This window comes from Cupriavidus malaysiensis (assembly GCF_001854325.1).
In the GTDB taxonomy this organism is placed as follows: Bacteria; Pseudomonadota; Gammaproteobacteria; order Burkholderiales; family Burkholderiaceae; genus Cupriavidus; species Cupriavidus malaysiensis.
The window spans coordinates 2,319,947-2,343,430 of the sequence record NZ_CP017755.1 but is presented as its reverse complement, the minus strand read 5'-3'; the positions used below and the strand labels follow the sequence as shown (position 1 = coordinate 2,343,430).

The window sequence follows — 23,484 nt, the reverse complement described above, 5'->3', positions numbered from 1 at the left end:
GCTCTGGTCTTGGGTTCGTGCCGGCTCAGCGCGCCGGCGAGGAGGTCTTGGCCTTGTTCCTGCGTTTGCGGCGGCGCTTGCCGGGCTGGCCGCTGCCGGCCACCGGGTCCGCCGGGGCCGTGCCGGGGCGGGCGCCGGCGCGCTGGCGCGGGCGGCCCATCAGCATCGGCTGGAAGAACACCGCGCCCGCCAGCGTGCAGGCCAGCGCCAGCGCCAGCAGCTTGCCCATGCTGGACGTGCCGGGGTGGCTCGACAGCCACAGGCTGCCGAAGGCGGTGGCGGTGGTGGCGGCGCTGAACAGCACAGCGTGCGTCAGGCTGGATTGCAGCAGGTGGGTCTTGCCCGCCCGCCAGGCGATCACATAGTAGATCTTGAAAGCCACGCCGATGCCGAGCAGCAGCGGCAGCGCGATCACGTTGGCGAAGTTCAGCGCGATGCCGAACGCCACGCACATCTCCAGCGTTACCACGGCCGACACCAGCAGCGGCACCAGGGTGCGCAGCACGTCGCCGACGCGGCGCAGGGCGATCCACAGCAGCACGGTGATCGACAGCACGGCCCAGATGCCGGCGTGGGCGAAGGCCGTCATGATGGTGTCGGCCGAGCCGCGGATCACGATCGGACCGCCGGTGGCCGCCGGCTCGACCCGCTGCACGGCTTCGATGAAGCGGCCGAGCGCCTGCTCGCGCGCGCTGTCCTGGCCGGCGCCGCCGGCAGGCGGCAGTTTCGGGCTGATGCCGACCAGGGCGCGGCCGTCGGGCGCCAGCCAGTCGCGCACCAGCGCCGGTGGCAGGCTTTGCTGGCTGACCGGCTGCGGCGACAGCGCCAGGTCCAGGCGCGCCAGTGCCAGGCGCAGCGGCAGGCTGAGCGCCTGTTCCGCGCGGTCGCGCGTGGCGGCATCGGCGGCGGCGAGCTGCCTGAGTGCCTTGCCGAGGCGTGCGGCCTCGGCCGCGCCCGGGCCCGGATGGTCCTCGGCGGCGAGCCCGAGCTGGCGCGCGGCCTGCTTCAGCGAGGCCACGCGCAGTGCGTCGGTGGCCGGCGGCGAAGAGGCCTGCCGCAGCACCGGCTGCAGATTGGCCGCGGCGGCCGCGATGGCTTCGAGCTTGGGCCCCTGGTCGGCCGGGATGAAGGTCTGCAGCGTGATCACGCGCGCCACCTCGGGCAGCGCCGACAGCTTGCCGGCGACCTGCCGGGCGGCGTCCAGCGAGGGCGCCAGCACGCTGACGTCGTCGGTGCCGGCCTGCGGCGCATCCTTCAGCGCCAGCAGCGTGGCCATCGATTCGGAGTGCGGGTCTTTCAGGTGGAGCGGGTCGAAGTCGAAGCGCAGGTGCAGCAGCAGCGGCGAGGCCAGCAGGATGGCGGCGCTGGTGGCGAGCAGCACCGGTTTGCGGTGGCGTTCGAAGAAGGCGTCGGCGGGCGCCAGCCAGCGCACCCCCGGTGCGACGCGGCCGCCCTCGGGCCGCATCAGCGAGATCAGCGCCGGCAGCAGTGTGAAGGTGCCGAGGAAGGCCACGATCATGCCGACGCCGGCGATCTTGCCCAGTTCCGCCACGCCGCGGTAGTCGGTGGGCAGGAAGCAGAAGAAGGCGGCGGCGGTGGCGGCGGCGGCCAGCGCCAGCGGCATGGCCGAGACGCGCGCGGCGCGCTCCAGCGCCGTGCCCACGTCGACGCTGTCGTCCACATGGCGCTCGGCGCGGTAGCGCACGCCGAACTGGATGCCGAAGTCCACGCCCAGGCCGACGAAGAGCACGGCGAAGGCCACCGAGATCATATTGAGCGCGCCCACCATGGCCAGGCCCAGCGCGGCGGTCATCAGCAAGCCGGCGAACAGGCTGATCAGCACGGCGATGATCAGCCGCTTGGAGCGCAGTGCCATCCAGAGGATCAGGATTACCGCCAGCACGGTCAGGGCGCCGTTCAGCGCGGCCCCCTCGCTGACCGAGGCGAACTCGTCGTCGGCCAGCGGCTGCGGCCCGGTCAGCCGCACCTCGGCACCGAAGCGTTCGGCCAGGCGCAGCTTGGCCGCCGCGGCACGGATCGCCGCCGAGGCCGCGGCGCCGGCTTCCAGGTCGCTGTAGTCGAGCACCGGACTGACCGTGACAAAGCTGCGCGCGAGGCCGTCGGGGCCCGGCCGCATGTCGGCGTCGAGCAGGCCCATCCACGACAGGGCGGCCGGCTTGTGCGCCAGCACGCCCTCGACCGCGCCGGCGCCCTGGCCGAGCAGGGTGGCCATGTCGGACAGCTTGACCTGGCCGAGCTGCAGCGGCAGCGCCAGCGTGGTCGAGAGCGTATCGGAGAGGCCGCGCAGCGAAGGATCGCGCGCGAGCGCATTGAGCAGGGGCCGGGCCTCGCCCAGCTGCGCGGTGGTTTCCTTGACCGCGCCGGTATCGAGGAACAGCAGGCCGTTGCGGCCGAAGAACTCGCCGCCGCCGGGCTGGCTGACCGCATGGAAGCGTGCCGGCTGCTGGCGCAGCGCGGCGGCCAGTTCGTTGGCGGCGGCATCGGCCAGTTCGAGCGCGGGTGCCTGGACCACCGCGAGGATCATCTGCTCGCGCTGCGGGAAGGCCTTGCCGATGGCGGCATCGCGCTGGGCCCACGGCTGCCTGGATTCCAGCAGGCGGCCGATGTCGGTATTGATGGCGAAGTGCCGTGCCACGTAGACGCCGCTGAGCAAGCTCAGCAGCCCGGCCAGGACGATCACGCTCCAGGCGCGTGACGTAGAGAATTTGACGATCCGGGTGAGCAGCGACGTGAGCATGTGAGGGGTGGCGTGCAGTACGGCAGCCGGGAGTATACCCGCGTGGGGGTGGGGGAGTGCCGCTGGCGCAGTCGCAATGTGATTGCTGTGCCTCGCGGCGGGCCGGCAAGCCGCTCGGCTATACTTCTTCGTTACTGACCGGCTCAAGATCAGGTTTCCTGGCGGCGGGGCCGGCCCTGCCCGCCACCGTCACGCGGGCCTCCCGCGCCCGTCCCGGGGCTCAAGCCCAAGCCTCAAGTTCCTCGTTCCTCGTTCCTCGTTTCTAGTTTCCAGCCTCCACCTCCAGCATGAATACCCATCGCATCGTTTCCCTGATCCCGCTGGCCGCCGTCGCCGTGGTATCCACCGTGCAGGCGCAGGCCATCGACCGCGCCACGGCCAGCCCGGACAAACTGGTGCGGGCCGCCGTCGAAGGCGTGATCACCACGATCCAGTCGAACCCCGAGACGCGCAGCGGTGACCTGGCCAAGATCACCGCGGTGGTCCAGCGCCAGTTCCTGCCGTTCACCGATTTCCAGCGTACCACCCGGCTGGCCGTCGGCGCAGCCTGGAAGGACGCCACGCCGGAGCAGCGCACGCAGCTCCACCAGCAGTTCGAAGCGCTGCTGGTGCGCAGCTATGCCGTCTCGCTGTCGCAGTTGCGCGACCAGAACGTCAAGTTCCGCTACCAGCCGGCACAGGCTGCGCAGGGACCGAACGACGTGGTGGTGCAGACGCGCGTGATGAACAACGGCGACGAGATGCAGATCGACTATCGCCTGCAGCGCACGCCCAGCGGCTGGCGCATCTACGACATCAATATGATGGGGGCCTGGCTGATCGAGGTCTACCGCAAGCAGTTCGCCGACATCGTCGCGCGCAGCGGTGTCGACGGCCTGGTCAAGTACCTGATCAACCACAACGCCAAGCAGGCCGCCGACGCCTGATCGGCGGCCGACCGCCTGCGTGGCCGGCCGCCGCGAGGCGGGCCGGCCACGGCGGTTCAGGGCAGCGGCGCCTCGCGCGCGTCGGTCGGCGCCGCCTTGGGCGCGCCACGGCGCCAGCGGTGCAGTTCCAGCCATTGCCAGGACAGCAGTGCCGGCACGCCGAAGAGGATTTCCCGCGCCCGCTTGACCAGGGCCAGCGACATCGAGGTCTGCGGGTCCACGCCCAGCATGTGGCCCAGCAGCAGCACCACGGCCTCCTGCACGCCGAGGCCGGCCGGCACGAAGAAGGCGACATGGCGCACGGCCTGGGTCAGGGCCTCGATGGCCAGCGCCTGCCACAAGGGTACCGGGTGGCCCAGCAGATGCAGCGCGAACCACACTTCCAGCGTACCCGCCAGCATGCCGGCGAACTGCCAGGCCAGGGCCCGCAGCAGCACGCCGCGGCGCTGGTTCAGCCGCCGGATCTGGGCGTCGAGGCGCGCGCCGTCGATCATCACGGCGATGCGGTGGTCCTCGCCGAAGATGCGCTTGGCCGCGCCTTCCAGCTTCTCGAAGATGGCGCTGTGGCGCAGCGAGAGCGCGAACAGCACCGGCACCGGCAGCGACAGCAGCAGGCCGGCCAGGATCACGGTGGCATGGCCGCCGGTGTCCATGGCCAGCAGCAGCATCAACACGCCCAGCACCGAGAACAGGTATTGGGCCAGCAGCGTCACCATCACTTCGACCACCACGCTTGCCGCGACGGCCGTGGTGTCGTGCACGCGCAGGCGTGCCAGGCGGATGCCGACCAGTTCGCCGCCGATGCTGGCGGTGGGCAGCAGGCGGCCGACCGCCTCGCGCACGGCCGCGATCCACCACAGGAAACCCAGGCCGGCACGGCGGCCGGGATCGGCCGGCGCCAGCAGCACGCGCCAGCCCTGCGCATCGAGCAGCAGCGGCACGGCGTGGAAGGGCACCAGCAGCAACAGCAGCCAGCCGCCCTGCGCCAGGATGTGCGCGACGTCGCCGACACCCTGGTGTGCCACCAGGGCGGTCAGGCCGAGCAGGCCGAACAGGCCGGTGAGATAGGCAATCCGTTTCATCTTTGCTTCAGGCGGGCGCCAGGCCGCCGAACACGTCGGCAAAGCCGCCGCGCCGTGGCGCCACTTCATCCATCGCGGCACGCACGCGCGGCGACAACAGGGCCGCGAGTTCGTCGGCGTGGCGGTAGCCAGCCATCGATTGCGTGACGCGCGCACCGGACTCCACGCCCGGGTGCAGGTAGATCTCGCCCACGCCCGGCGGCAGCCGGCGCAGGGCATCGAGCAGCACCGTCTCGTCCATGCCGCCGCTGTTGGCGATGCCCACCACGTAGTCGTTGTGGGCGACACCGGCGGCGCGCAGGCGCCGGCGCAGCAGCGCCAGCCAGGGGCGCAGCAGCAGCGGTGCGCCGTTTTCCAGCGGCAGCCGCATGGCGCGCAGGCCGTAGGCGCGGCCGATGCGCAGGATCAGCGACAGCACCGTCGGGTGCAGGTGGAAATGCTTGTGCGTGTTGACATGGTCGAGCGGCAGCCCGGTGGCCGCATAGGCCTCGAACTGCGCGCGGATCTCGGCCTCCAGCTGCCGCCGCACGTGCGGCAGGAAGAAGAAACGGCAGCCGTCGCGCGCCATGGCTGAGCCGAAGCGGCCCTCGGCGTCGACCAGGTCGGGGATCGCGCTGCGCGGCAGCACCGCAGGACCGTCGGCCAGCACCACGTGCAGGCCGACGCGCAGTGCCGGCAGGCGGCGCGCCCGCGCCACCGCGTCGGCCGCCGCCGGCGCGCCCACCATCAGGCTGGCCGCGTTGAGCACGCCGTCGCAGTGCGCCAGTTCGACCGCCTCGTTGACCCCGGTGGTGAGGCCGAAGTCGTCGGCGGTGACGATCAGTGCGCGGGCGGGGTGGGCAGGCTGTTCCAGGATCAGGCCTCGTGCGAGCGCAGGAAGCGGAAGAACTCCACGCCTTCGCGCAGGCGGCGCTTCATCATGTCCCAGCTGCCCAGCATCTCGCGCACGATCTCCCAGATCTTGCTGGGGCGGAAGTAGAAGCGCTTATAGAAGGTCTCCACGCCGTGGTAGATCTCTTCCTTGCTGAGGTGCGGATAGCTGATCGCCGCGAGCTGCACGCCCTTGTCGTTGACCAGGTTGATCACCTTGTTCTCCTCCAGCCAGCCGTTCTCCACGGCCTGGTCGTACAGGCGCGTGCCGGGGTAGGGCGCGGCCAGCGACACCTGGATGGTGTGCGGGTTGATCTCCTTGGCGTACTCGATGGTCTTCTCGATGGTCTCGCGCGTCTCGCCGGGCAGGCCCAGGATGAAGGTGCCGTGGATCTGGATGCCCAGCTTGCGGCAGTCCTCGGTGAAGCGGCGCGCGATGTCGGTGCGCAGGCCCTTCTTGATGTTGTGCAGGATCTGGTCGTCGCCCGACTCGTAGCCCACCAGCAGCAGGCGCAGGCCGTTTTCCTTCATGATCTTCAGCGTGCTGTACGGCACGTTGGCCTTGGCGTTGCAGGACCAGGTCACGCCCAGCTTGCCCAGGCCGCGTGCGATCTCTTCCACGCGGGGCTTGAAGTCGGTGAAGGTGTCGTCGTCGAACATGATCTCCTTGACCTCGGGCATGTTCTCCTTGATCCACTTCACCTCGGCGATCACGTTCTCCGCCGAGCGGGTGCGGTAGCGGTGGCCACCGACGGTCTGCGGCCACAGGCAGAAGGTGCACTTCGAGCGGCAGCCGCGGCCCGTGTAGATCGACACATAGGGGTGCTTCAGGTAGCCGATGAAGTAGTTGTCGATCTTCAGGTCGCGCTTGTAGATCGGGGCGACGAAGGGCAGTTCGTCCATGTTCTCGATCATCGGGCGCGGGCCGTTGTGCTCGTGCGAGCCGTCGGCCAGCTTGTAGCTGAGGCCGAGCACGTCCTTGAGCGGCTTGCCCTGCGCGACTTCCATGCAGGTGTAGTCGAATTCCTCGCGGCAGACGAAGTCGATGGCGTCGCTGGCGCCCAGCGTGCCGCCCGGGTCCACCGCCGGCTTGGCGCCGACCATGCCGATCATCACGCCGGGCTTGCGCTTCTTCAGTTCCTCGGCGAACTTGGCGTCGGTCGGGAAGGAGGGCGTCGAGGTGTGGATGATGACGAGGTCGTAGTCGACGGCGATGTCCAGCGTCTGCTGCACGGTCAGCTCGTCGGCGGGCGCATCGAGCACGCGGCTGCCCGGGATCAGGGCCGCCGGCTGCGCCAGCCAGGTCGGGTACCAGAAGGACTTGATTTCGCGCTTGGCTTGGTAGCGCGAGCCGGCGCCGCCATCGAATCCGTCGAAGGAGGGGGCTTGCAGGAACAGTGTTTTCTTTGCGGCGGTCATAGCGGCTTGCGGGAAACGATGCCGTTTGCGGCTGGGTTGAGTTTGTCGGGTTCCGGGCGGGCGGCCTGCGCACGTGGCGCGGCCGCCGCCGTGGCGGGCCGGTCTTGGGTCGACATCACCTGGTCGCGCCAGCGCACGCGCTTGCCGGGCAGGGCGGCAGCCCATTCGGCCAGCAGCAGCATGTCGCGCAGCGGTGCCAGCAGCGCGTCGCCGGCGCTGCCGGCGAGCACGCTGCGCGCGGCCGCGCCGGCGGCGGCGATGGCCAGCACCGCCGGCAGCGGCGCCAGGGCGAGGCCCAGCGCCAGCATCGGCCAGGTGAAGGTAATGAAGGTGAAACTGAAGCCGGCCGGGTTCAGCGAGCGGATCGTGCGCAGCCAGCGCAGCTCGTGGCTCCACAGCTCGGCCAGGCGCGTCTCGGTCACGTCGGTGCCGACCACGACCTCGGACAGCACCGTGCGCAGGCCGAGCTGGCGCGCGAGTTCGCCCAGCCAGAAGTCGTCGGCCAGGCGGTCGGACAGCGCTTCGAAGCCGCCGATGGCGGCCAGCGTGCCGCGGCGCAGCGCGATGGTGGCGCCGAAGGCGAAGCGGCGCGAGCCGCCGGCATGGGCGATGCGCACCGACGGCGCGAACCAGCCATCGATGAAGCCGGCGCCCAGGCGCGACCACAGGCCGCCGACCGGGCGCCCGCGGTACAGGCAGGTGACCACGCCGACCTGCGGGTCGGCCAGCGGCGCCGCCACGCGCACCAGGTAGTCGGGCGGCACGGCGATGTCGCTGTCGGCCAGCACCAGGTCATCGTGGCGCGCGGCGGCGAACAGGTTGATCAGGTTGCTGACCTTGAGGTTGCTGCCGTGCACGCGCGGATCCACCACCAGGGCGATGTCGCAGGCGGGGAAGTCGGCGCGCAGCCGCTCGACCACGGCGATGGCCGGGTCGGCGGCGTCGCGCACGCCGAACACGATCTGGTAGCACGGATGCGTCTGGCGGCACAGGCCGGCCAGGTTCTCGTACAGGCGCGGCTCGGCGCCGCACAGCGGCTTGAGCACGCTGACCGGACGCGGCGCGGCCGGCGCCGGCCAGGCCGCGGGCGCGCGCCGGCCGGCCCAGGCGGCGGCCAGGGCATAGCCCGCCGCCACCGAGGCGAGCGCGCTGCCAAGCAGGGTCGGCCAGGCTGCCGCCATCGTCCTCAGGCGGCTTCCGCGGCCTGGTTGGCGGCTGCCTTGCCGCCCTTGGACGGCTTGGCGCGGCCGATCTCGGCCAGCTTGATCTCGACGTGGCGCGAGAACACGTACTCGGCGGGACGCTGCTTGTCGAGGGGGATGTCCGGCGCCATCGGGCCGTCGGTGCGCACGCCGCGCAGGCTCACGCCGAGCGCCTTGAGCGGGTGGGCGAAGGTGTCCGCCACCGCGGTCGCCTCGTAGCCGCTGTGCACCATGCAGTCGGCGCACTTCTCATAGTTGCCGGTGCCGTAGGCGTCCCAGTCGGTGGTCTCCATCAGTTCCTTGAAGGTCTTGACGTAGCCTTCGCCGACCAGGTAGCACGGGCGCTGCCAGCCGAACACCGTGCGTGCCGGGTTGCCCCAGGGCGTGCAGTGGTAGGTCTGGTTGCCGGCCAGGAAGTCGAGGAACATGGTCGACTGGCTGAACGACCACTTCTTGCCGCGGCCGCGGCTGAGGATGTCGCGGAACAGCTGCTTGGTCTTGCCGCGGTTCAGGAAGTGCTGCTGGTCCGGGGCGCGCTCATAGGCGTAGCCCGGCGAGACGGTGATGCCGTCCACGCCCATGGCCTTGACCGTGTCGAAGAAGGCCGCCACGCGCTCCGGCTGGGCGTCGTTGAACAGCGTGCAGTTGATGTTGACGCGGAAGCCGCGCTGCTTGGCCGCGCGGATGGCTTCGACGGCCTTGTCGTAGACGCCTTCCTGGCTGACCGAGTGATCGTGCGCCTCGCGGTCGCCGTCCAGGTGGACCGACCAGACGAAGTACGGGCTGGGCTCGTACTGGTCCATCTTCTTTTCCATCAGCAGCGCGTTCGTGCACAGGTAGACGAAGCGGCGCCGCGCGATGATGCCGCGCACGATCTCCGGCATGTCCTTGTGCAGCAGCGGCTCGCCGCCGGCGATGGAGACCACCGGCGCGCCGCACTCGTCGACCGCCTCCAGGCACTCCTGCACCGACAGGCGCTGGTTCAGGATGGGATCCGGATAGTCGATCTTGCCGCAGCCGTTGCAGGCCAGGTTGCAGCGGAACAGGGGCTCGAGCATCAGCGCCAGCGGGTAGCGCTTCTGTCCGGACAGGTGCTTGCGCACGATATAGGTGCCCACGCGGGCAACCTGCAGGAAAGGAATGGCCAAGGCGGTGTTCCTAGTTCTCAAGTGCAGTCGGCCACGCTGAGCGGGGCCGGCTGCGGTTCGGTTTGTCGGGCGGCCGCGGTGTCAGGGCGGGCGTCGGCGAGTTCGGCGGGCAGGCGGAACTCGGCGTGTTCCTCGATACCCTCCATGGTCGACACGTCGACCGGTCCCAGCCGGCGCAGCGCGGCGATCACGTCCTCCACCATCTCCTCGGGCGCGGAAGCGCCGGCACTGATGCCGACCACTGCCGCGTCTCGCACCCAGGCCGGATCCAGCTCACTGCCTTCGGCAAGCAGGTAGCTCGGCACGCCACTCTCGGCACCGATCTCGCGCAGGCGATTGGAATTCGAGCTGTTGGTCGCGCCGACCACCAGGATCACGTCGACGTGCTTGGACAGCTCACGCACCGCACTCTGGCGGTTTTGCGTCGCATAGCAGATGTCGCGGGTGTCCGGGCCGACGATGTCGGTGAAGCGGCGCTCCAGCGCCGCGATGATACCCCGTGTATCGTCCACGCTCAGCGTCGTCTGCGTGACGTAGGCGAGCGGAGCGTCACGCGGCAGGTCCAGCGTTTCCGCCTCCGCCGCGTTCTGCACCAGGATGACCTTGCCCGGGATCTGGCCCATCGTGCCTTCCACCTCGGGGTGGCCGGCATGCCCGATCAGGATCACGGCACGGCCGCTGGCCGCGTACTGGCGGCCCTGCGTATGCACCTTGATGACCAGCGGACAGGTGGCGTCGATGGCGTGCAGTTCGCGCGTGCGCGCTTCCGCCTCGACTTGCCTGGACACCCCGTGGGCACTGAAAATGGTCACGGCGCCAGAAGGCACCGTGTCCAGTTCCTCGACGAATTTCGCGCCCTTGCGCTTCAACCCCTCGACAACCTGCTTATTGTGCACGATTTCGTGCCGCACGAACACCGGGGCGCCGTGCTTGACGAGGGCGCGGTCGACAATTTCGATGGCGCGCACCACGCCGGCACAAAAGCCCCGGGGCTGGGCAAGAATCACTTGCATACAAAAAACCCCCGACCCAAGGATGGGTGTGAAAGACAAATTAATATTGCTGTTCCGGAATCACATTTCCGTAACACGGTGGTTACTATATACCGCTGCCGGTTTCTTTGTCCGGCCGCCCTGCAGGGCAGGCCGTTGACCGGTTTGCCCGCGACACTACCGCAACAGGACTCATGACGGTAAAAAATGTAGTTTTCGTTACAGGTGCATCTGGTTTCCTCGGCTCCGCCGTGGCGCGTCAGGCACTCTCCCGCGGCTTCGAGGTGCGCGCGCTGGTACGCGCCTCGAGCCCGCGCCGCAATCTGGAAGGCCTGCCGCTGCAGGTGGTCGAAGGTGATATGCGCGATGCCCAGGCCATGGCGCGTGCGCTGGACGGGGTGCGCTACCTGTTCCACGTGGCGGCGGACTACCGGCTCTGGGCACCGGATCCCGAGGAGATCGTGCGCACCAACCTGGCAGGCACCGAGACCGTGATGCGGGCCGCCCGCGCCGCCGGGGTCGAGCGCATCATCTACACCAGCAGCGTCGCCACGCTGCGCGTGGCGGGTGCCACCGCGCCGGTGGACGAGACCGCCGGCATGCGGCCGGACGAGGCCATCGGCGCGTACAAGCGCAGCAAGGTGCTGGCCGAGCGCGCGGTCGAGCGCATGGTGGCCGAAGAGGGCCTGCCGGCCGTGATCGTCAACCCCTCCACGCCGATCGGGCCGCGCGACGTGCGCCCCACGCCCACCGGCCGCATCATCGTCGAGGCGGCCACCGGCAAGATCCCGGCCTTCGTCGATACCGGCCTGAACCTGGCCCATGTGGATGACGTGGCCGAGGGCCATATGCTGGCGCTGGAGCGGGGCCGCATCGGCGAGCGCTATATCTTGGGTGGTCAAGACGTCACATTGCAACAGATGCTGCGCGATATCGCCGGCTTGAGCGGCCGGCGCGCACCGACGGTGCAACTGCCGCGCTGGCCGCTGTACCCGCTGGCGCACGTGGCCGAGGCGGTGGCCCGCGTGACCGGCAAGGAGCCCTTCATCACCCTGGACGGGCTCGCCATGTCGCGATACCGCATGTTTTTCCGCTCGGACAAGGCCGCGCGCGAGCTGGGCTACCGCGCCCGGCCGTACCAGGAGGCCCTGCGCGACGCGCTGGACTGGTTCCGGCAGGCTGGCTATCTGGGGTAAGGCAGGCACGGCAGGGCGGGTGTGGCGGGGCTTCCGGGATCCGGGACGGTTCAGGAACGGACGGGAGCCTGCGCGCGGCCCTTCCACTGCCCGCCGCGGCGCAGCCAGTAGCGGCGCGCCGAGTCGATGGTGGCGCCCAGATAGAACAGGGCGGTGGCGGGCAGCAGCGGTGCCAGCCAGGCCGGCTGGCGGTACTCGCGCAGCATCGGCAGGTAGGCCAGGCTCATCATCGCCCAGGCCAGCCAGGCCGGCCACAGCAGCGCGCCGGCGGCCAGGCCACCGAGCGCGAGCAGCGGCGGCGCCAGGTAGGTCAGCACCATGCCCAGGCAGGCGCCGGCCAGCATCCACGGCGAATAGTGCAACTGGGTATAGGCACTGCGGGCGATCATGTCCCACAGGCTGCGCCAGTCGTCATAGGGCCGCAGCGAGATGCTGTCGTCGGCCAGGTCCAGGCAGATCGGGCCGCCGCGCTTGATCTGCGCCGCCAGGCTGCAATCGTCGATCAGTTCGTGCCGGATGGCGGCAAAGCCGCCGATGCGCGCCAGCGCGCTGCGCCGGGCCAGCATGCAGCCGCCGGCCGCGCCCGCCACCTTGCTGCGCGGATTGCGGATGCTGGCGAAGGGGTAGAGCTTGGCGAAGAAGAAGATGAAGGCGGGCACGATGAAGCGTTCCCACCAGGAAGCGCAGCGCAGCCGCACCATCAGCGAGACGAGGTCGCGCTGCTCGTGCTCGGCGCGCGCCACCAGTTCGGCCAGCACGCCCGGCCCATGGTGGATGTCGGCGTCCGTGAGCCAGATATAGCGGGCCTCGGGCGCGATCGCGTCGGCCGCCGCCAGTCCTTCGGACTGCGCCCACACCTTGCCGCTCCAGCCGGCGGGAAGGTCGCGCGCCGACACCACGGTGAGTGCGTCCGCGCGGCCGATATCGGCCGCGGCCTGGCGTGCGATGGCGGCAGTGCCGTCGTCGCTGTGGTCGTCGACCACCACCAGGCGCAGCCTGCCCGCGTAGCGCTGGCCGAGCATGCCGGCGACGGCGCGGCCGATCACGTCGGCTTCATTGCGCGCCGGCACGATGCCGATCACTTCCGGCCACAGGACGGGCCTGGGGGAGGGCGCCGGCTTGCGCACGCGCCAGAAACCGGCGCGTGCGCCCAGCAATACGCACCAGATTGCCAGCGACACCAGCGCCAGCGCAAAAGCAATCTTCAGGAACATGGAATCAACGTAGGAAACGGCGGGCAAAACGGGCCAGGCGGGGCACGGTATCCGGGCGCAGCAGGCGCGTATCATAGCCCGCCATGCGCTTCTCGTTCTCGGCCAGGCAGAGATCGATCATGGCGGCGGCCGACATGGCCTCGCCCAGCGCCGCGCTGCCGCTCATGGTGAAGCTGGCATCCCGCGCCACGCCGTCGGCGTCGATGCCGCGCGCGATGCCGATACGTTCCCAGACCAGGAAGGCCCACACCCGTGCCACCTTGAGCGCGAACAGCGGGCGGCGCCACCACGGCAGGTTGCGGCGATACCAGGCGGCCCAGTTGACGAAGAAAAGGATATGGCGCCCCTCTTCCTGGATCACCGGCTCGAAGGTCTCGACCAGTTCCGCCGGGAAGAAGCCGGAGCGCCTGGCGGCGGCGAACAGGCCGAAGGCGAAGAAGCTGTCGATGCACTCGCTGTAGCCGGTCACCAGCCAGCCCCATTCCGGATCGGCGGGCGGCGGGTAGTCGGGTTCCGGCGCGAGCGGAATGCCATAGGCCTCGACCAGCTTGGACAGCACCTCCTTGTGGCGCGCCTCCTCGCCGCCGTCCATCTCCAGCGCGCTGCGCAGCAGCGGGTGGGCCACGGTCCGGGCGAAGGTCTTGACACGGATCGAGGCGCGCCCCTCGGTCTGCACGGCGATGTCCCAGATCGGCAGGGAAGTCACGCGCTGCAGTGCCTCGGGCGTGAGCGCCGGCCATTCGATCACGGCCGGCCTGTAGGGGTTGTGGGTCTGCAGCAGCATGTTGCAGAACATGCGCAGGTGCTGCTCGGAGCCGATGCGCAGCGGACCCGGCTCCGGATCCATCCAGTTGCGCATGGCGTGGTCGGCCTGTTCGATGGCCTTGCGGGCGATGGTAGTCGCCACGGCCGCGGCCCTGTCCTCGGCGCCCGCCCGCGGTTCACGCGGCGGCGCGTCTAGAGCGTCGGACATCCTGTTCCTCGGGCAAAGAGAGAATTGCACGGGGGCGATTGTAACCGGGACCGCCGCGGCTTGCCTCGCGCGGCGGGCGGAAATGGGCAGTCAGCGCCGCGCGAGGCGCCGGCGTGCGCGTCGTACAGGCGCCTGAGCGGGCGTGGCGGCCGTCAGCCGGCCGGCGGCGCGTGCAGCCACTCGGCCACCGGGCACGGCGGCCCCAGCAGGTCTCCCTGGCCCTGGTCGCAGCCTTCCCATTTGAAGAACTCCAGGTCGGCCGCGCTGGCGATGCCGTCCGCCAGGGACTGCACGCCGAGCGTGTGCGCCAGCGCGATGACGGCGCGCGCAATCGCGCTGCGCTCCGGATCGGCCGCCACCCCGTCCACATGGGAGCGCGCGATCTGCATGCGGTCCGGCTGCAGGCGGCGCAGGTGGGCCAGCGAGATGGGGCCGCTGCCGACGTCGCCCAGCGTGATGGTCACGCCTTGGTCGCGCAGCCGGGAGCAGGCCAGGCGCGCGGTTTCCGCGTCGCCGCCCGGCATATCCCAGGCCCCGCTCCCGTCTGGCAGGTGGCCGGACAGCAGCAGGTCCAGCGCGCCGGCTGGCAGGCCGGCCTCGTCCAGGGCCTGGCGGACCTGCTCCGGCAGTGCCTGCAGGATGGCGCCGGCGCCGGCCGCGGGCAGCAGGACGGGCACGCTGATGCGTGGCGGCGGCTCGGCCGCCGCGGCTGCCGCTTCCCCCGCGGCGCGGGGCCGCAGTGGCGCCGCGCGCCATGCGCCGGCCAGCGCGCAGGCGTCGCGCAGCAGCGCGGCGTGCATCGGCTCCAGCAACGCCGTGCCGCGTAGGCGGGTGGCGAGGGCGGCGTGGGGCAGCCAGCCGTCCGCCTGCGGCCACTCGGGCAGCAGTGCCACGGCGGCGACGGTACCGCGCGCGAGGTCGACCTGGCACTGGGCCTGCAGCCGGTAGCGCCGTTCGCGCAGGGCCCGTGCGACGTCTTCCTCGGTGCGCGGATCGTGCGTGGGCGCCGCTGCGGGCGGTGGCAGGTGCGCTTGCTGCAGCGCGCGCACGTACTGGTAGCTGCGCAGCCCTGCGATCACCACCGAGGCCAGCTTGCGCGCCGTCAGCTCGGTCTTGACGAAGTAGCCATTGATTTCATAATCCAGCACCACCTCGGCTTCGGGCGCCATGCCGGGGTGGCCGGTGCGCAGCACGATCTGCACGTCGGCGTTGCGCAGTTCGCGGCGGATGCGGTGCACCACCTCCAGGCCGGCCTGGTCGGTCTCCATCACGACGTCCAGCAGCACCAGCGCCGTATCGGGATGCGCCGACAGGTGGGCCAGGCACTGCTCGCCGCTGTAGGCGCTGTGGAAGACCACCGGCCGGCCGCCGAAGCTGAGGTCGCGCAGGACCAGGCGGGTGACGTCGTGCACGGCGGGTTCGTCGTCGACCAGCAGCACCTGCCACGGCGGCAGGGTCGACAGCGGCTCGGGCATCGGGGAGCTTGGACTCATGTGGGATTCCCGGCGGGAACGATTGGAATGGTGGCCCTGGCCGAGGGCGTGACGCGCGGCATGCGCACGGTGAATTCGACGCCGCCGCCGGCCCGCTCGGCCACCGCGATGGTGCCGCCCAGCCGCTGCGTGACCAGGTTGTAGACCAGGTGCAGGCCCAGGCCGCTGCCGCCCTGGCCGCGGCGCGAGGTGTAGAAGGGTTCGAAGATCTTCTCGTGCAGCGCGCGCGGGATGCCGCAGCCGTCGTCGGCATGGCTCAGCGCGATGCCGTCGTCCTCGTCGCGGCGGGCCGCGATGCGGATGGTGCCGGCGCGGCTGTCGCCGAAGCCATGCTGCAGCGAGTTCATCACGAGATTGGTGAGGATCTGCGCGATCGGGCCGGGGTAGCTGTCCATGACGATGCCGGCGGGGCAGTCGACCAGCAGCCGCACGCGGGTGTCGCGCAGGCCGGGCCGCAGGCTGGTCGCGGTCTCGCGCAGGTAATCGCCGAGATCGAAGCGGCGCCGCTTCTCGCTGGCCTGGTCGACGGCCACCTGCTTGAAGCTCTGCACCAGCTGGGCGGCGCGGTTGGCGTTGGACAGCAGCAGCCTGGCCGATTGCGCCGCGTCTTCCAGGTAGCGCTCGAGCTCGCCCGGCTGCAGCTCGCCGCGCGCCTGCCGCGCCAGCACCGCATCGGTACGGTCCTGCAGGTAGGAGGCGGCGCTGACGGCGATGCCGACCGGCGTGTTGATTTCATGCGCGACGCCGGCGACCAGGCCGCCGAGCGAGGCCATCTTCTCCGACTCGACGAGGTGCTTGCGCGCCGATTCGAGATGGCGCAGCGACTCCAGCAGTTCCGCCCGCGCCAGCTCGCGGCTTTCGTGCGACAGCACGATCCACCAGGCGCCGAAGGCCAGCAAGGGCAAGGTCGCCGCGTAGACGCGCAGCAGCAGTTCGGCGAATGGTGTCGCGGACGAGGCGGCGGCGCCGTCCATCAGGCGCCAGGCCAGCAGGAACAGCGCGCCCATGGCCGCGGCCGCCGTCAGGAAGAGCGCCAGGAAGCGTGCCAGGCGCCCGGTGAAGCGCGGCGCCAGCATGCCCGCCGGGCCCGCGCGGTGCGCGCGGGCCGGGGCGTCGGCGGGCCGCTTGCAGGCATCGTGGCAGTGGTTGTCCAGGCCGCAGCACAGCGAACAGATCGGGCCGCCGTAGAACGGGCAGTGCGCCATGTCGGGCGCTTCGTAGTCGCGCTCGCAGACGCAGCAGCGGATCGGCTCGTCGGCGCGGTGCGCGCGGAAGCGGCTGTTGTCGCGCGCGATGTAGTAGCGGCCGCCGGTGGCATAGGCGATGGCCACGGCGCAGCAGAAGGATGCCGCCAGCGCCAGGAAGGCGGCGTAGGCGCGGGCGGTGGCGCCGAACAGTCCCGCGTAGGCGCCGAGGCCGGCCAGCGAGGCGGCCAGCATGGCCCCGCAGCCGACCGGGTTGAAGGCGTGCAGGTAGGCCCGGCGGAATTCCACGTGGCGCGGGCTGATGCCGAGCGGCTTGAGCACGACCAGGTCGGCCACCAGCGCCCCAAGCCATGCGGTCACGACGATCGCGTAGACGCTGAGCACCGCCTCCAGCGTGGCGAAGATGCCGAGCAGCGTCAGCAGCAGGGCGATCACGACATTGAACACCAGCCAGACCACGCGCCCGGGATGGTAGTGCGCCAGCCGCACGAAGACGTTGGACCAGGCCAGCGAACCGGCGTAAGCATTGGTCACGTTGATCTTGATCTGCGAGACGAGCACGAACAGCAGCGCCACCCCCAGCACCACCTCGGGGCGGTCGAACACCTGGCCGTAGGCCCACAGGTACATATGGATGGGCTCCATCGCCTGCCGGCTGTGGATGCCGGCGTTCAGCGCCAGTACCGCCAGCAGGCTGCCGGCCATGACCTTGAGTCCGCCGATCAGGATCCAGCCCGGACCGGCCAGCAGCAGGGCGCTCCACCAGGCGCGCCGGTTGGCGCGGCTGCGGTCGGGCAGGAAGCGCAGGTAGTCGACCTGCTCGCCGATCTGACCCATCAGCGAGAACAGCACGCCGGTGGCGGCGCCGAAGGCCAGCAGGTCGAAGCGCGCCGTGCCGCCGGACAGGCCGGTGAAGGCCGCCCACTGCGAGAACACGTGCGGGTCGTGGCCGAGGATGTAGGCGAAGGGCAGGACCAGCAGGACGGCCCACAGCGGCTGGGTCCACATCTGCAGCCTGTTGATCAGGGTCACGCCGAAGAAGACCAGCGGCACGATGGCCAGTGAGCAGATCAGGTAGCCGAGCGTAAGGTCCAGGCCGGTGGCGAGCGCCAGGGCCTGGGCCAGGATGGCCGATTCCAGCGCGAAGAAGATGAAGGTGAAGGAGGCGTAGATCAGCGAGGTGACGGTCGAACCGGCATAGCCGAAGCCGGCGCCGCGCGTGAGCAGGTCGATGTCGACGTTCGCCGTGCTGGCGTGGTAGGCCACCGGCAGGCCGACCAGGAAGATCAGCAGGCAGGCCAGCAGGATGGCGGGGAAGGCGTTCTGGAAGCCGAAGCTCAGGGTCACGCTGGCGCCGATCGCCTCCAGCGCCAGGAAAGAAGCGCCGCCCAGCGCGGTGTTGGCGAGCGTGAACGGTGTCCAGCGCCGGTACGAGCGGGCCGCATAGCGCAGTGCGTAATCCTCGAGCGTCTCGTTCGCGACCCAGGATTGGTACTCTCGTCGAATGCGCATGGCGTGGGCGTCGGCGCGGCGGGCGCGCTCGGGAATGCTGCGGGGCGAGGGGCCATGGCGCGCGGCGGCGCAGGCAGGCGCCCCGATTATTGTCGGATTCGCCGCGCCGCGCAATGCGGTGCGCCGAGGGTATGCGCGCCTTGACTTTTGCCGGGCGCGCGCAAACACTTCCCGGCAAAGATCCGGTCCGCGTCATTGCGGCGCCGACCCACGCCCCCCCGCGCTGCGCCGGGATACCAGGAGGAGCCGCGCTTGGCAGCGCACGACGCCGATCCGCCCGAGACGGGCGAACTGCTCTACCGCATCCACGCCGCGCGCGACGATGCCGCCTGGCACGGCGTCATGACGCAATTGTGCGAGCGCCTCGGCGCGGCGGCAGCGCTGCTGGCGCGGCGCCACCTGGCCAGCGGCCGAAGCGAACTCCTGCACGGCGCGCCCGCCGACGACGGCTTTGCACGCAGCTTCGCCGACTACGCCCCGCGCAACCCCTGGTTTCTCTTCGCCGACGCCTGCCAGCCGCTGCAGGTCAGCACCGGCGAAGACGTGCTGGGCAGCCGCGAGTTGTGCCGCACCGACTACTACCAGGCGGTACTGCAGCCCTACGGCTACCTGCATCGCCTGTTCGGCGTGGTGGCGCGCGACGGCGAGCATCTCTGCTACCTGGAGCTTTACCGGGAAGAAGGCCAGCGCCGCTTCGGCGCGCGCGAGAAGGCCGAGTTCCGGGGAGTGCTGGCGCATGTGGCGCTGGCGCTCGACAACCGCTGGCAGCGCCGCCGCGCCGACGACGTGGGCGCGGCGCTGATGCGCATCGTCGACAGCCATGCCGCGGCGACTTTCCTGGTCGAGCCCGACGGGCGCATCGTCTATGCCAACCGCAACGCCCATGGCCTGTGCGGGCAGGGCAGCGGGCTGTACCGCGATGGCGAGCACCTGGCGGCGGTGATGCCGGCCGACCAGCGCGCCTTGCGCGAGATGCTGGCGGCGATGGCGCGGCTGCCCGCGGAGGGCGGAACGGCCGGCGGCCGCCAGGCGGGATCCGCGCCGACCCAGGTGCTGTCCGTGTCGGCGCCCGGCGGGACGCTGCCCACCACGCTGAACCTGCAGCCGGCCGGCGCCTGGCTGCATGGCGGGCCTGGCCGGCCGCGCGCCCTGCTGGTGGTCAGCGCGCGCCGCCAGGGCGCCGAGCACGCGCACCAGGATTGCCAGTTCGCGCGCCACTTCAAGCTGAGCGAGGCACAGGCGCGCGTCAGCGCCCTGGTCTTCGCCGGCCATTCGATCGCCTCGCTCGCGCAGGCCCTGCACGTGTCGGAGAACACGGTGCGCAGCCACCTCAAGCAGATCTTCCAGAAGACCGATACGCACGGGCAGATGGAACTGGTGCGGCTGCACGCGCAGCACTGCCCGCACGCCTGAGCGCGCCGCCCGGGCGGGCGCCCGCCTGGCCGATGCGTGCCGCGCCGTCCGCCGTACTTCCGCTCGACCCTCAGACCGGCTCTCAGGCCTGCGTTGCGACGCATTGCCTCCCAGCGCGCCATGACGCTTGCCGGTGCGCGCGCCATGGGTCCGGTCCGGCATCCGCTCCATCCGTGCCGCCCGCCTCACCCGCCTGGGGGAGGCGGCCTCGTCCGGCAGGGTGAGGCGCGAATCGTCGCCGCGAGGGATTCGCCGCGGCGGCCGCCTGCCTATAGTGGATCCGTTCGCCACAGGCGTGCCGCTGCCTTCGCGCCCGCCCCCAAACCCGGCGTGCCGCCGGGCCGGACCGAACGCTGAGGCGAGCCGCGCGCACGGCGGCAACCACGACAACGACCACAACGACAACGATAACGAAGGCAACCCGGAGGAGACGACATGCTAGGCCTGACCTTGCTGTACGTAGGCGCGGTGCTGTTCCTCAATGGCTTATGGCTGCTCGGCAGGATCGGCGACCGTGAGATCTGGGTGGTCAATATCTTCTCCGGCGGCGTGACCATGCTGGTGTCGCTGCAGCTCATCTTCGGCAGCGACGCCGGCACCGCCTCGATCAAGGCGGGCGCGCTGACGCTGCTGTTCACCTTCACCTACCTGTGGGTGGCGCTGAACCGGTTCAACGGCGCCGACGGCCGGGGACTGGGCTGGTTCAGCCTGTTCGTCTCCATCACGGTGGTGCCGGTGGCGATCGATTCCCTGCAGCAGGCGGCCAGCATCTGGGACATCTGGTTCGCCTGGTGCTGGGTGGGCTGGGGCGTGCTGTGGTTCCTCTACTTCGTGCTGCTGGCGCTGCAGCGCCCGATCCTCAGGCTGACCGGCGTCGCCACCGTGCTGGCGGGCATCGTCACCGGCTGGCTGCCCGGCTACCTGCTGCTCAGTGGCGCGCTGAAGTAGCGCTGCCGGCGGCGTTCCCCGCTTTCTTTCCCGACCGGCGCTCCGGCCCGGTCCGCCCTGAACCGGCACCCTGAACCGGAACTTTCAACCGGCACCCGACCGGACCCACTCCAAGGAGACAGGCATATGGCAGACACCCTCATCCGGGTCGACCTCAAGCAGTCGGCTTACGAGAACGAGAATGTCCACAACCGCTGGCACCCGGATATCCCGATGGCCTGCTGGGTCAACCCGGGCGACGATTTCGTCCTGGAAACCTATGACTGGACCGGCGGCTTCATCCAGAACAACGAGTCGGCCGACGACGTGCGCGACATCGACCTGTCCATCGTCCATTTCCTTTCGGGGCCGGTAGGCGTGCGCGGCGTCAAGCCCGGCGACCTGCTGGTGGTCGACCTGCTCGACATCGGCGCCAAGCCGGACAGCCAGTGGGGCTTCAACGGCTTCTTCTCCAAGCAGAACGGCGGCGGCTTCCTCACCGACCACTTCCCGCAGGCGCAGAAGTCGATCTGGGATTTCCACGGCATGTTCACCTCCTCGCGCCACGTGCCGGGCGTGCGCTTTGCCGGGCTGATCCATCCCGGCCTGATCGGCTGCCTGCCCGACCCCGCGCTGCTGCACGCCTGGAACGAACGCGAGCAGGCCCTGATCGATACCGATCCGCAGCGCGTGCCGCCGCTCGCCAATCCGCCCTTCGCCGCCACCGCCCACATGGGCCGGCTGCGCGGCGACGCGCGCCAGCAGGCGGCCGCGGCCGGCGCGCGCACGGTTCCGCCGCGCGAGCATGGCGGCAACTGCGATATCAAGGATCTCTCGCGCGGCTCGCGCATCTACTTCCCGGTCTATGTCGACGGCGCCGGTCTCTCGGTGGGCGACCTGCACTTCAGCCAAGGCGATGGCGAGATCACCTTCTGCGGCGCCATCGAGATGGCAGGCTGGGTCCATATGCGCGTGGACGTCATCCGCGACGGCATGGCCAAGTACGGCATCAGGAATCCGATCTTCAAGCCGAGCCCGATCACGCCGGCCTACAACGACTACCTGATCTTCGAAGGCATCTCGGTGGACGAGGGCGGGCGCCAGCACTACCTCGACGTCAACGTGGCCTACCGCCAGGCTTGCCTCAATGCGATCGAGTACATGACCAAGTTCGGCTACTCGCGTGCGCAGGCCTACGCCATCCTCGGTACCGCGCCGGTGCAGGGCCATATCAGCGGTGTGGTCGACATCCCCAATTCGTGCGCGACCTTGTGGCTGCCCACGCAGATCTTCGACTTCGACATCCGGCCCGACGCGAACGGTCCGGTGCGCCATATCCACGGCGGCGCGGACGTGCTGATCTCGCCTGACCGCCGTTGAGCGCGGCGGCTGGCGTCCCGCTGGCAAGCGGGTGGCGGGACGCCAGCCGCCGACGCGCCGCGCGCGGGCAGCGCGGGCGACAGGACAAGCGAAACAGTGCGAGGGAAACGGAGCGAAGGAGAAGGGAGATGCCGATCTACGAGTACGAGTGCGCCGGCTGCGGAGCGTTTTCCGCCATGCGGCGCGTGGCCGATCGCGACGCGCCGCAGGCCTGCCCGGACTGCGGGGCCGAGGCGAAGCGCATGGTAAGCCTGACCATGCTGGCCCTGATGCCACCTGCCCAGCGGCGCGCGCATGCCGGCAACGAGCGCAGCGCGCACGCGCCGGCGCTGTCGCAGGGCCATCGCCACGGCCCGGGATGCGGTTGCGGCACGGCCGCGGCCAAGCCCGCAACGGACGCGGCGAAATCCTATCCGGGCAAGCGTCCCTGGATGATCAGCCATTAGGTCGCTGGTCCCGGCACTGCTGGGGCCGCTCACGGACGAACCGCGCAGGCTCTGCCGTCGTGCCCACGCGGAAGATGGCGCTCACCTGGGTTGCGGCGCGGGGCGGGACCACCGGCCGTTGAGCACCGCATAGGCCGTCAGGCCGATCAGCAAGCCCCAGAACGCGCCGCCGACGCCAAGCATCTTGATATTGGCAGCGGCTGCCAGGAAGGTGATCAGCGAGGCTTCACGGGTCCTGGCATCGGCCATGGCGCCAGCGAGGCTGCCGCCAATCGCACCCAGCAGCGCCAGGCCCGCCAGGGTGGTGATGAAGGTAGGCGGGAAGGCCATGAAGACGGCGGCCAGGGTCACGCCGAACACGCCGACGAGGATGTAGAAGACGCCCGCGGCGAAGCCGGCGATCCAACGCTTGGAGGGGTCTTCGTGTGCCTCCGGGCCGGTGCAGATCGCCGCCGTGATCGCGGCAAGGTTGAACGCATGCGAACCGAACGGCGCCATCAGCAGCGAGCCGAGCCCAGTGATGGTCACGATGGGGTTGGCACTGGTCTTGAAGCCATCGTTGCGCAGGACCAGCATGCCGGGCATATATTGGCCGGTCAGCGTGATGAGAAACAGCGGCAAGGCCACGCTCAACAGCGCATTGAGCGAGAACGCCGGCATGGTGAACACGGGTGCGGCGAACTTCAGCGTCAGCCCGGACAGGCCGACGCGATCCTGGATGAGGAGGAAAGCCAGCCCCAGCACCAGAATGCCGACCACGGCATAGCGCGCGGTGAATCGCTTGAGTACGGTGTAGGCCACGATCAGCATCCCCGCCAAGAGCGGATCGACGCTCATGCCGCCAAAGGCGCCGATGCCGAATTGCAGCAGGATGCCAGCCAGCAGGCCGGCGGCCACACCCGGCGGGATCAGGCGGATGACCCGCTCGAAGCAGCCTGTCAGCCCGAGCAGCACGAAGGCCGCGGCGGAGATCAGATACGCACCGACAGCTTCCGCGTAGGGCGTGGTCGCCAGCGCCGTGACGAGGAACGCGGCCGCCGGCGTTGACCAGGCCGTGATGACAGGCTCGCGGGCGACCCAACTGAGGATGAGGCCGGTCACTCCCACGCCGAGCGAGACCGACCACACCCAAGAGGCCGTCAGCTCCGGGCCCAGGCCGGCCGCTTTGGCGGCCTGGAACACCAGAATGAAGGTGCCGCCGTAGTTCACGATGACCGAGACCAGGCCGGCCACGACAGGATGGGCGAGATCGCCCAGACGGATGGGAGACGGTGAGGTGGCGCGCAACATGGCCTTTTCTGACTCCTGCAAGATCGGTTCTTGAACGT

The 23,484-nt window shown here is 70.2% G+C and carries 18 protein-coding genes; 6 read left to right on the top strand and 12 right to left on the bottom strand.

The window, feature by feature from the left end; translation table 11 throughout:
- Positions 1–25: 25 nt before the first annotated feature.
- Positions 26–2,758, bottom strand: coding sequence for a hopanoid transporter HpnN (hpnN, locus tag BKK80_RS29885; RefSeq protein WP_084545810.1), 2,733 nt, complete (start codon positions 2,756–2,758; stop codon positions 26–28).
- A 287-nt stretch (positions 2,759–3,045) separates the two neighbouring features.
- Between hpnN and BKK80_RS29880 the strand changes: the two genes are divergently transcribed.
- Positions 3,046–3,684, top strand: coding sequence for an MlaC/ttg2D family ABC transporter substrate-binding protein (locus tag BKK80_RS29880; RefSeq protein ID WP_071019036.1), 639 nt, complete (start codon positions 3,046–3,048; stop codon positions 3,682–3,684).
- Between the two features lie 56 nt (positions 3,685–3,740).
- Here the strand turns inward: BKK80_RS29880 and BKK80_RS29875 are convergent, their stop codons facing one another.
- From BKK80_RS29875 to ispH, 6 genes are read right to left on the bottom strand one after another with little or no spacing between them, the layout of a single operon-like run.
- Positions 3,741–4,766, bottom strand: a complete 1,026-nt coding sequence (locus tag BKK80_RS29875; protein WP_071072424.1) for a lysylphosphatidylglycerol synthase domain-containing protein — start codon at positions 4,764–4,766, stop codon at positions 3,741–3,743.
- A 7-nt stretch (positions 4,767–4,773) separates the two neighbouring features.
- Positions 4,774–5,589, bottom strand: a complete 816-nt coding sequence (hpnK, locus tag BKK80_RS29870) for a hopanoid biosynthesis-associated protein HpnK (RefSeq protein ID WP_236903998.1) — start codon at positions 5,587–5,589, stop codon at positions 4,774–4,776.
- A 32-nt stretch (positions 5,590–5,621) separates the two neighbouring features.
- Complete coding sequence (hpnJ, locus tag BKK80_RS29865) at positions 5,622–7,055, bottom strand: hopanoid biosynthesis associated radical SAM protein HpnJ (RefSeq protein WP_071019041.1); 1,434 nt, start codon at positions 7,053–7,055, stop codon at positions 5,622–5,624.
- Positions 7,052–8,236 (bottom strand): bacteriohopanetetrol glucosamine biosynthesis glycosyltransferase HpnI, encoded by a 1,185-nt coding sequence (gene hpnI / locus BKK80_RS29860; RefSeq protein WP_071019042.1) that lies wholly within the window; start codon positions 8,234–8,236, stop codon positions 7,052–7,054. Before hpnI ends, hpnJ begins: the two co-directional genes overlap by 4 nt.
- A 5-nt stretch (positions 8,237–8,241) precedes the next feature.
- Entirely contained in the window at positions 8,242–9,405 is a 1,164-nt protein-coding gene (gene hpnH, locus BKK80_RS29855; RefSeq protein WP_071019044.1) for an adenosyl-hopene transferase HpnH, read from the bottom strand.
- 17 nt (positions 9,406–9,422) lie between these two features.
- Positions 9,423–10,418: a 4-hydroxy-3-methylbut-2-enyl diphosphate reductase gene (gene ispH / locus BKK80_RS29850; protein ID WP_071019046.1), complete on the bottom strand. Its 996-nt coding sequence runs from the start codon at positions 10,416–10,418 to the stop codon at positions 9,423–9,425.
- Between the two features lie 173 nt (positions 10,419–10,591).
- On the opposite strand from ispH, the gene hpnA reads away from it, so the two are divergent.
- Positions 10,592–11,593, top strand: a complete 1,002-nt coding sequence (hpnA, locus tag BKK80_RS29845) for a hopanoid-associated sugar epimerase (RefSeq protein ID WP_071038619.1) — start codon at positions 10,592–10,594, stop codon at positions 11,591–11,593.
- Between the two features lie 50 nt (positions 11,594–11,643).
- Here hpnA and BKK80_RS29840 read toward each other — a convergent pair whose 3' ends face one another.
- The 4 genes from BKK80_RS29840 to BKK80_RS29825 form a co-directional block, all read right to left on the bottom strand.
- Complete coding sequence (locus BKK80_RS29840; protein ID WP_071019051.1) at positions 11,644–12,807, bottom strand: glycosyltransferase; 1,164 nt, start codon at positions 12,805–12,807, stop codon at positions 11,644–11,646.
- Between the two features lie 4 nt (positions 12,808–12,811).
- Positions 12,812–13,780 carry an aminomethyltransferase gene (locus BKK80_RS29835; RefSeq protein WP_083384461.1) on the bottom strand — a complete coding sequence of 323 codons (969 nt, stop codon included), beginning with the start codon at positions 13,778–13,780 and terminating at the stop codon, positions 12,812–12,814.
- A 152-nt stretch (positions 13,781–13,932) separates the two neighbouring features.
- On the bottom strand, positions 13,933–15,273 hold the full coding sequence (locus BKK80_RS29830; RefSeq protein ID WP_071038618.1) for an EAL domain-containing response regulator: 1,341 nt from the start codon (positions 15,271–15,273) through the stop codon (positions 13,933–13,935).
- Positions 15,270–17,990 carry an ATP-binding protein gene (locus tag BKK80_RS29825; RefSeq protein WP_071072421.1) on the bottom strand — a complete coding sequence of 907 codons (2,721 nt, stop codon included), beginning with the start codon at positions 17,988–17,990 and terminating at the stop codon, positions 15,270–15,272. The genes BKK80_RS29830 and BKK80_RS29825 overlap by 4 nt, the downstream gene beginning before the upstream one ends.
- A 252-nt stretch (positions 17,991–18,242) precedes the next feature.
- Here BKK80_RS29825 and BKK80_RS29820 point away from each other — a divergent pair, with 252 nt between their 5' ends.
- The 4 genes from BKK80_RS29820 (at position 18,243) to BKK80_RS29805 (ending at position 22,156) form a co-directional block, all read left to right on the top strand.
- A complete protein-coding gene (locus tag BKK80_RS29820) occupies positions 18,243–19,403 on the top strand; it encodes a helix-turn-helix transcriptional regulator (protein ID WP_071019056.1) in 1,161 nt (386 codons plus the stop codon).
- A gap of 435 nt (positions 19,404–19,838) precedes the next feature.
- Complete coding sequence (locus BKK80_RS29815) at positions 19,839–20,351, top strand: AmiS/UreI family transporter (protein WP_071019058.1); 513 nt, start codon at positions 19,839–19,841, stop codon at positions 20,349–20,351.
- Between the two features lie 126 nt (positions 20,352–20,477).
- Positions 20,478–21,710: a formamidase gene (gene fmdA, locus BKK80_RS29810; RefSeq protein ID WP_071019059.1), complete on the top strand. Its 1,233-nt coding sequence runs from the start codon at positions 20,478–20,480 to the stop codon at positions 21,708–21,710.
- Between the two features lie 128 nt (positions 21,711–21,838).
- On the top strand, positions 21,839–22,156 hold the full coding sequence (locus BKK80_RS29805; RefSeq protein ID WP_071019061.1) for a zinc ribbon domain-containing protein: 318 nt from the start codon (positions 21,839–21,841) through the stop codon (positions 22,154–22,156).
- 81 nt (positions 22,157–22,237) lie between these two features.
- Here BKK80_RS29805 and BKK80_RS29800 read toward each other — a convergent pair whose 3' ends face one another.
- Positions 22,238–23,446 carry a benzoate/H(+) symporter BenE family transporter gene (locus BKK80_RS29800; protein ID WP_071072419.1) on the bottom strand — a complete coding sequence of 403 codons (1,209 nt, stop codon included), beginning with the start codon at positions 23,444–23,446 and terminating at the stop codon, positions 22,238–22,240.
- Positions 23,447–23,484: the final 38 nt, after the last annotated feature.

Excerpts from the sequence above, each read along its gene's own strand:
- hpnN (WP_084545810.1), bottom strand. The coding sequence starts at position 2,758 with ATGCTCACGTCGCTGCTCACCCGGATCGTCAAATTCTCTACGTCACGC.
- BKK80_RS29880 (WP_071019036.1), top strand. The coding sequence starts at position 3,046 with ATGAATACCCATCGCATCGTTTCCCTGATCCCGCTGGCCGCCGTCGCC.
- BKK80_RS29875 (WP_071072424.1), bottom strand. The coding sequence starts at position 4,766 with ATGAAACGGATTGCCTATCTCACCGGCCTGTTCGGCCTGCTCGGCCTG.
- hpnJ (WP_071019041.1), bottom strand. The coding sequence starts at position 7,055 with ATGACCGCCGCAAAGAAAACACTGTTCCTGCAAGCCCCCTCCTTCGAC.
- hpnI (WP_071019042.1), bottom strand. The coding sequence starts at position 8,236 with ATGGCGGCAGCCTGGCCGACCCTGCTTGGCAGCGCGCTCGCCTCGGTG.
- ispH (WP_071019046.1), bottom strand. The coding sequence starts at position 10,418 with ATGCAAGTGATTCTTGCCCAGCCCCGGGGCTTTTGTGCCGGCGTGGTG.
- hpnA (WP_071038619.1), top strand. The coding sequence starts at position 10,592 with ATGACGGTAAAAAATGTAGTTTTCGTTACAGGTGCATCTGGTTTCCTC.
- BKK80_RS29840 (WP_071019051.1), bottom strand. The coding sequence starts at position 12,807 with ATGTTCCTGAAGATTGCTTTTGCGCTGGCGCTGGTGTCGCTGGCAATC.
- BKK80_RS29835 (WP_083384461.1), bottom strand. The coding sequence starts at position 13,780 with ATGTCCGACGCTCTAGACGCGCCGCCGCGTGAACCGCGGGCGGGCGCC.
- BKK80_RS29830 (WP_071038618.1), bottom strand. The coding sequence starts at position 15,273 with ATGAGTCCAAGCTCCCCGATGCCCGAGCCGCTGTCGACCCTGCCGCCG.
- BKK80_RS29825 (WP_071072421.1), bottom strand. The coding sequence starts at position 17,990 with ATGCGCATTCGACGAGAGTACCAATCCTGGGTCGCGAACGAGACGCTC.
- BKK80_RS29815 (WP_071019058.1), top strand. The coding sequence starts at position 19,839 with ATGCTAGGCCTGACCTTGCTGTACGTAGGCGCGGTGCTGTTCCTCAAT.
- fmdA (WP_071019059.1), top strand. The coding sequence starts at position 20,478 with ATGGCAGACACCCTCATCCGGGTCGACCTCAAGCAGTCGGCTTACGAG.
- BKK80_RS29805 (WP_071019061.1), top strand. The coding sequence starts at position 21,839 with ATGCCGATCTACGAGTACGAGTGCGCCGGCTGCGGAGCGTTTTCCGCC.
- BKK80_RS29800 (WP_071072419.1), bottom strand. The coding sequence starts at position 23,446 with ATGTTGCGCGCCACCTCACCGTCTCCCATCCGTCTGGGCGATCTCGCC.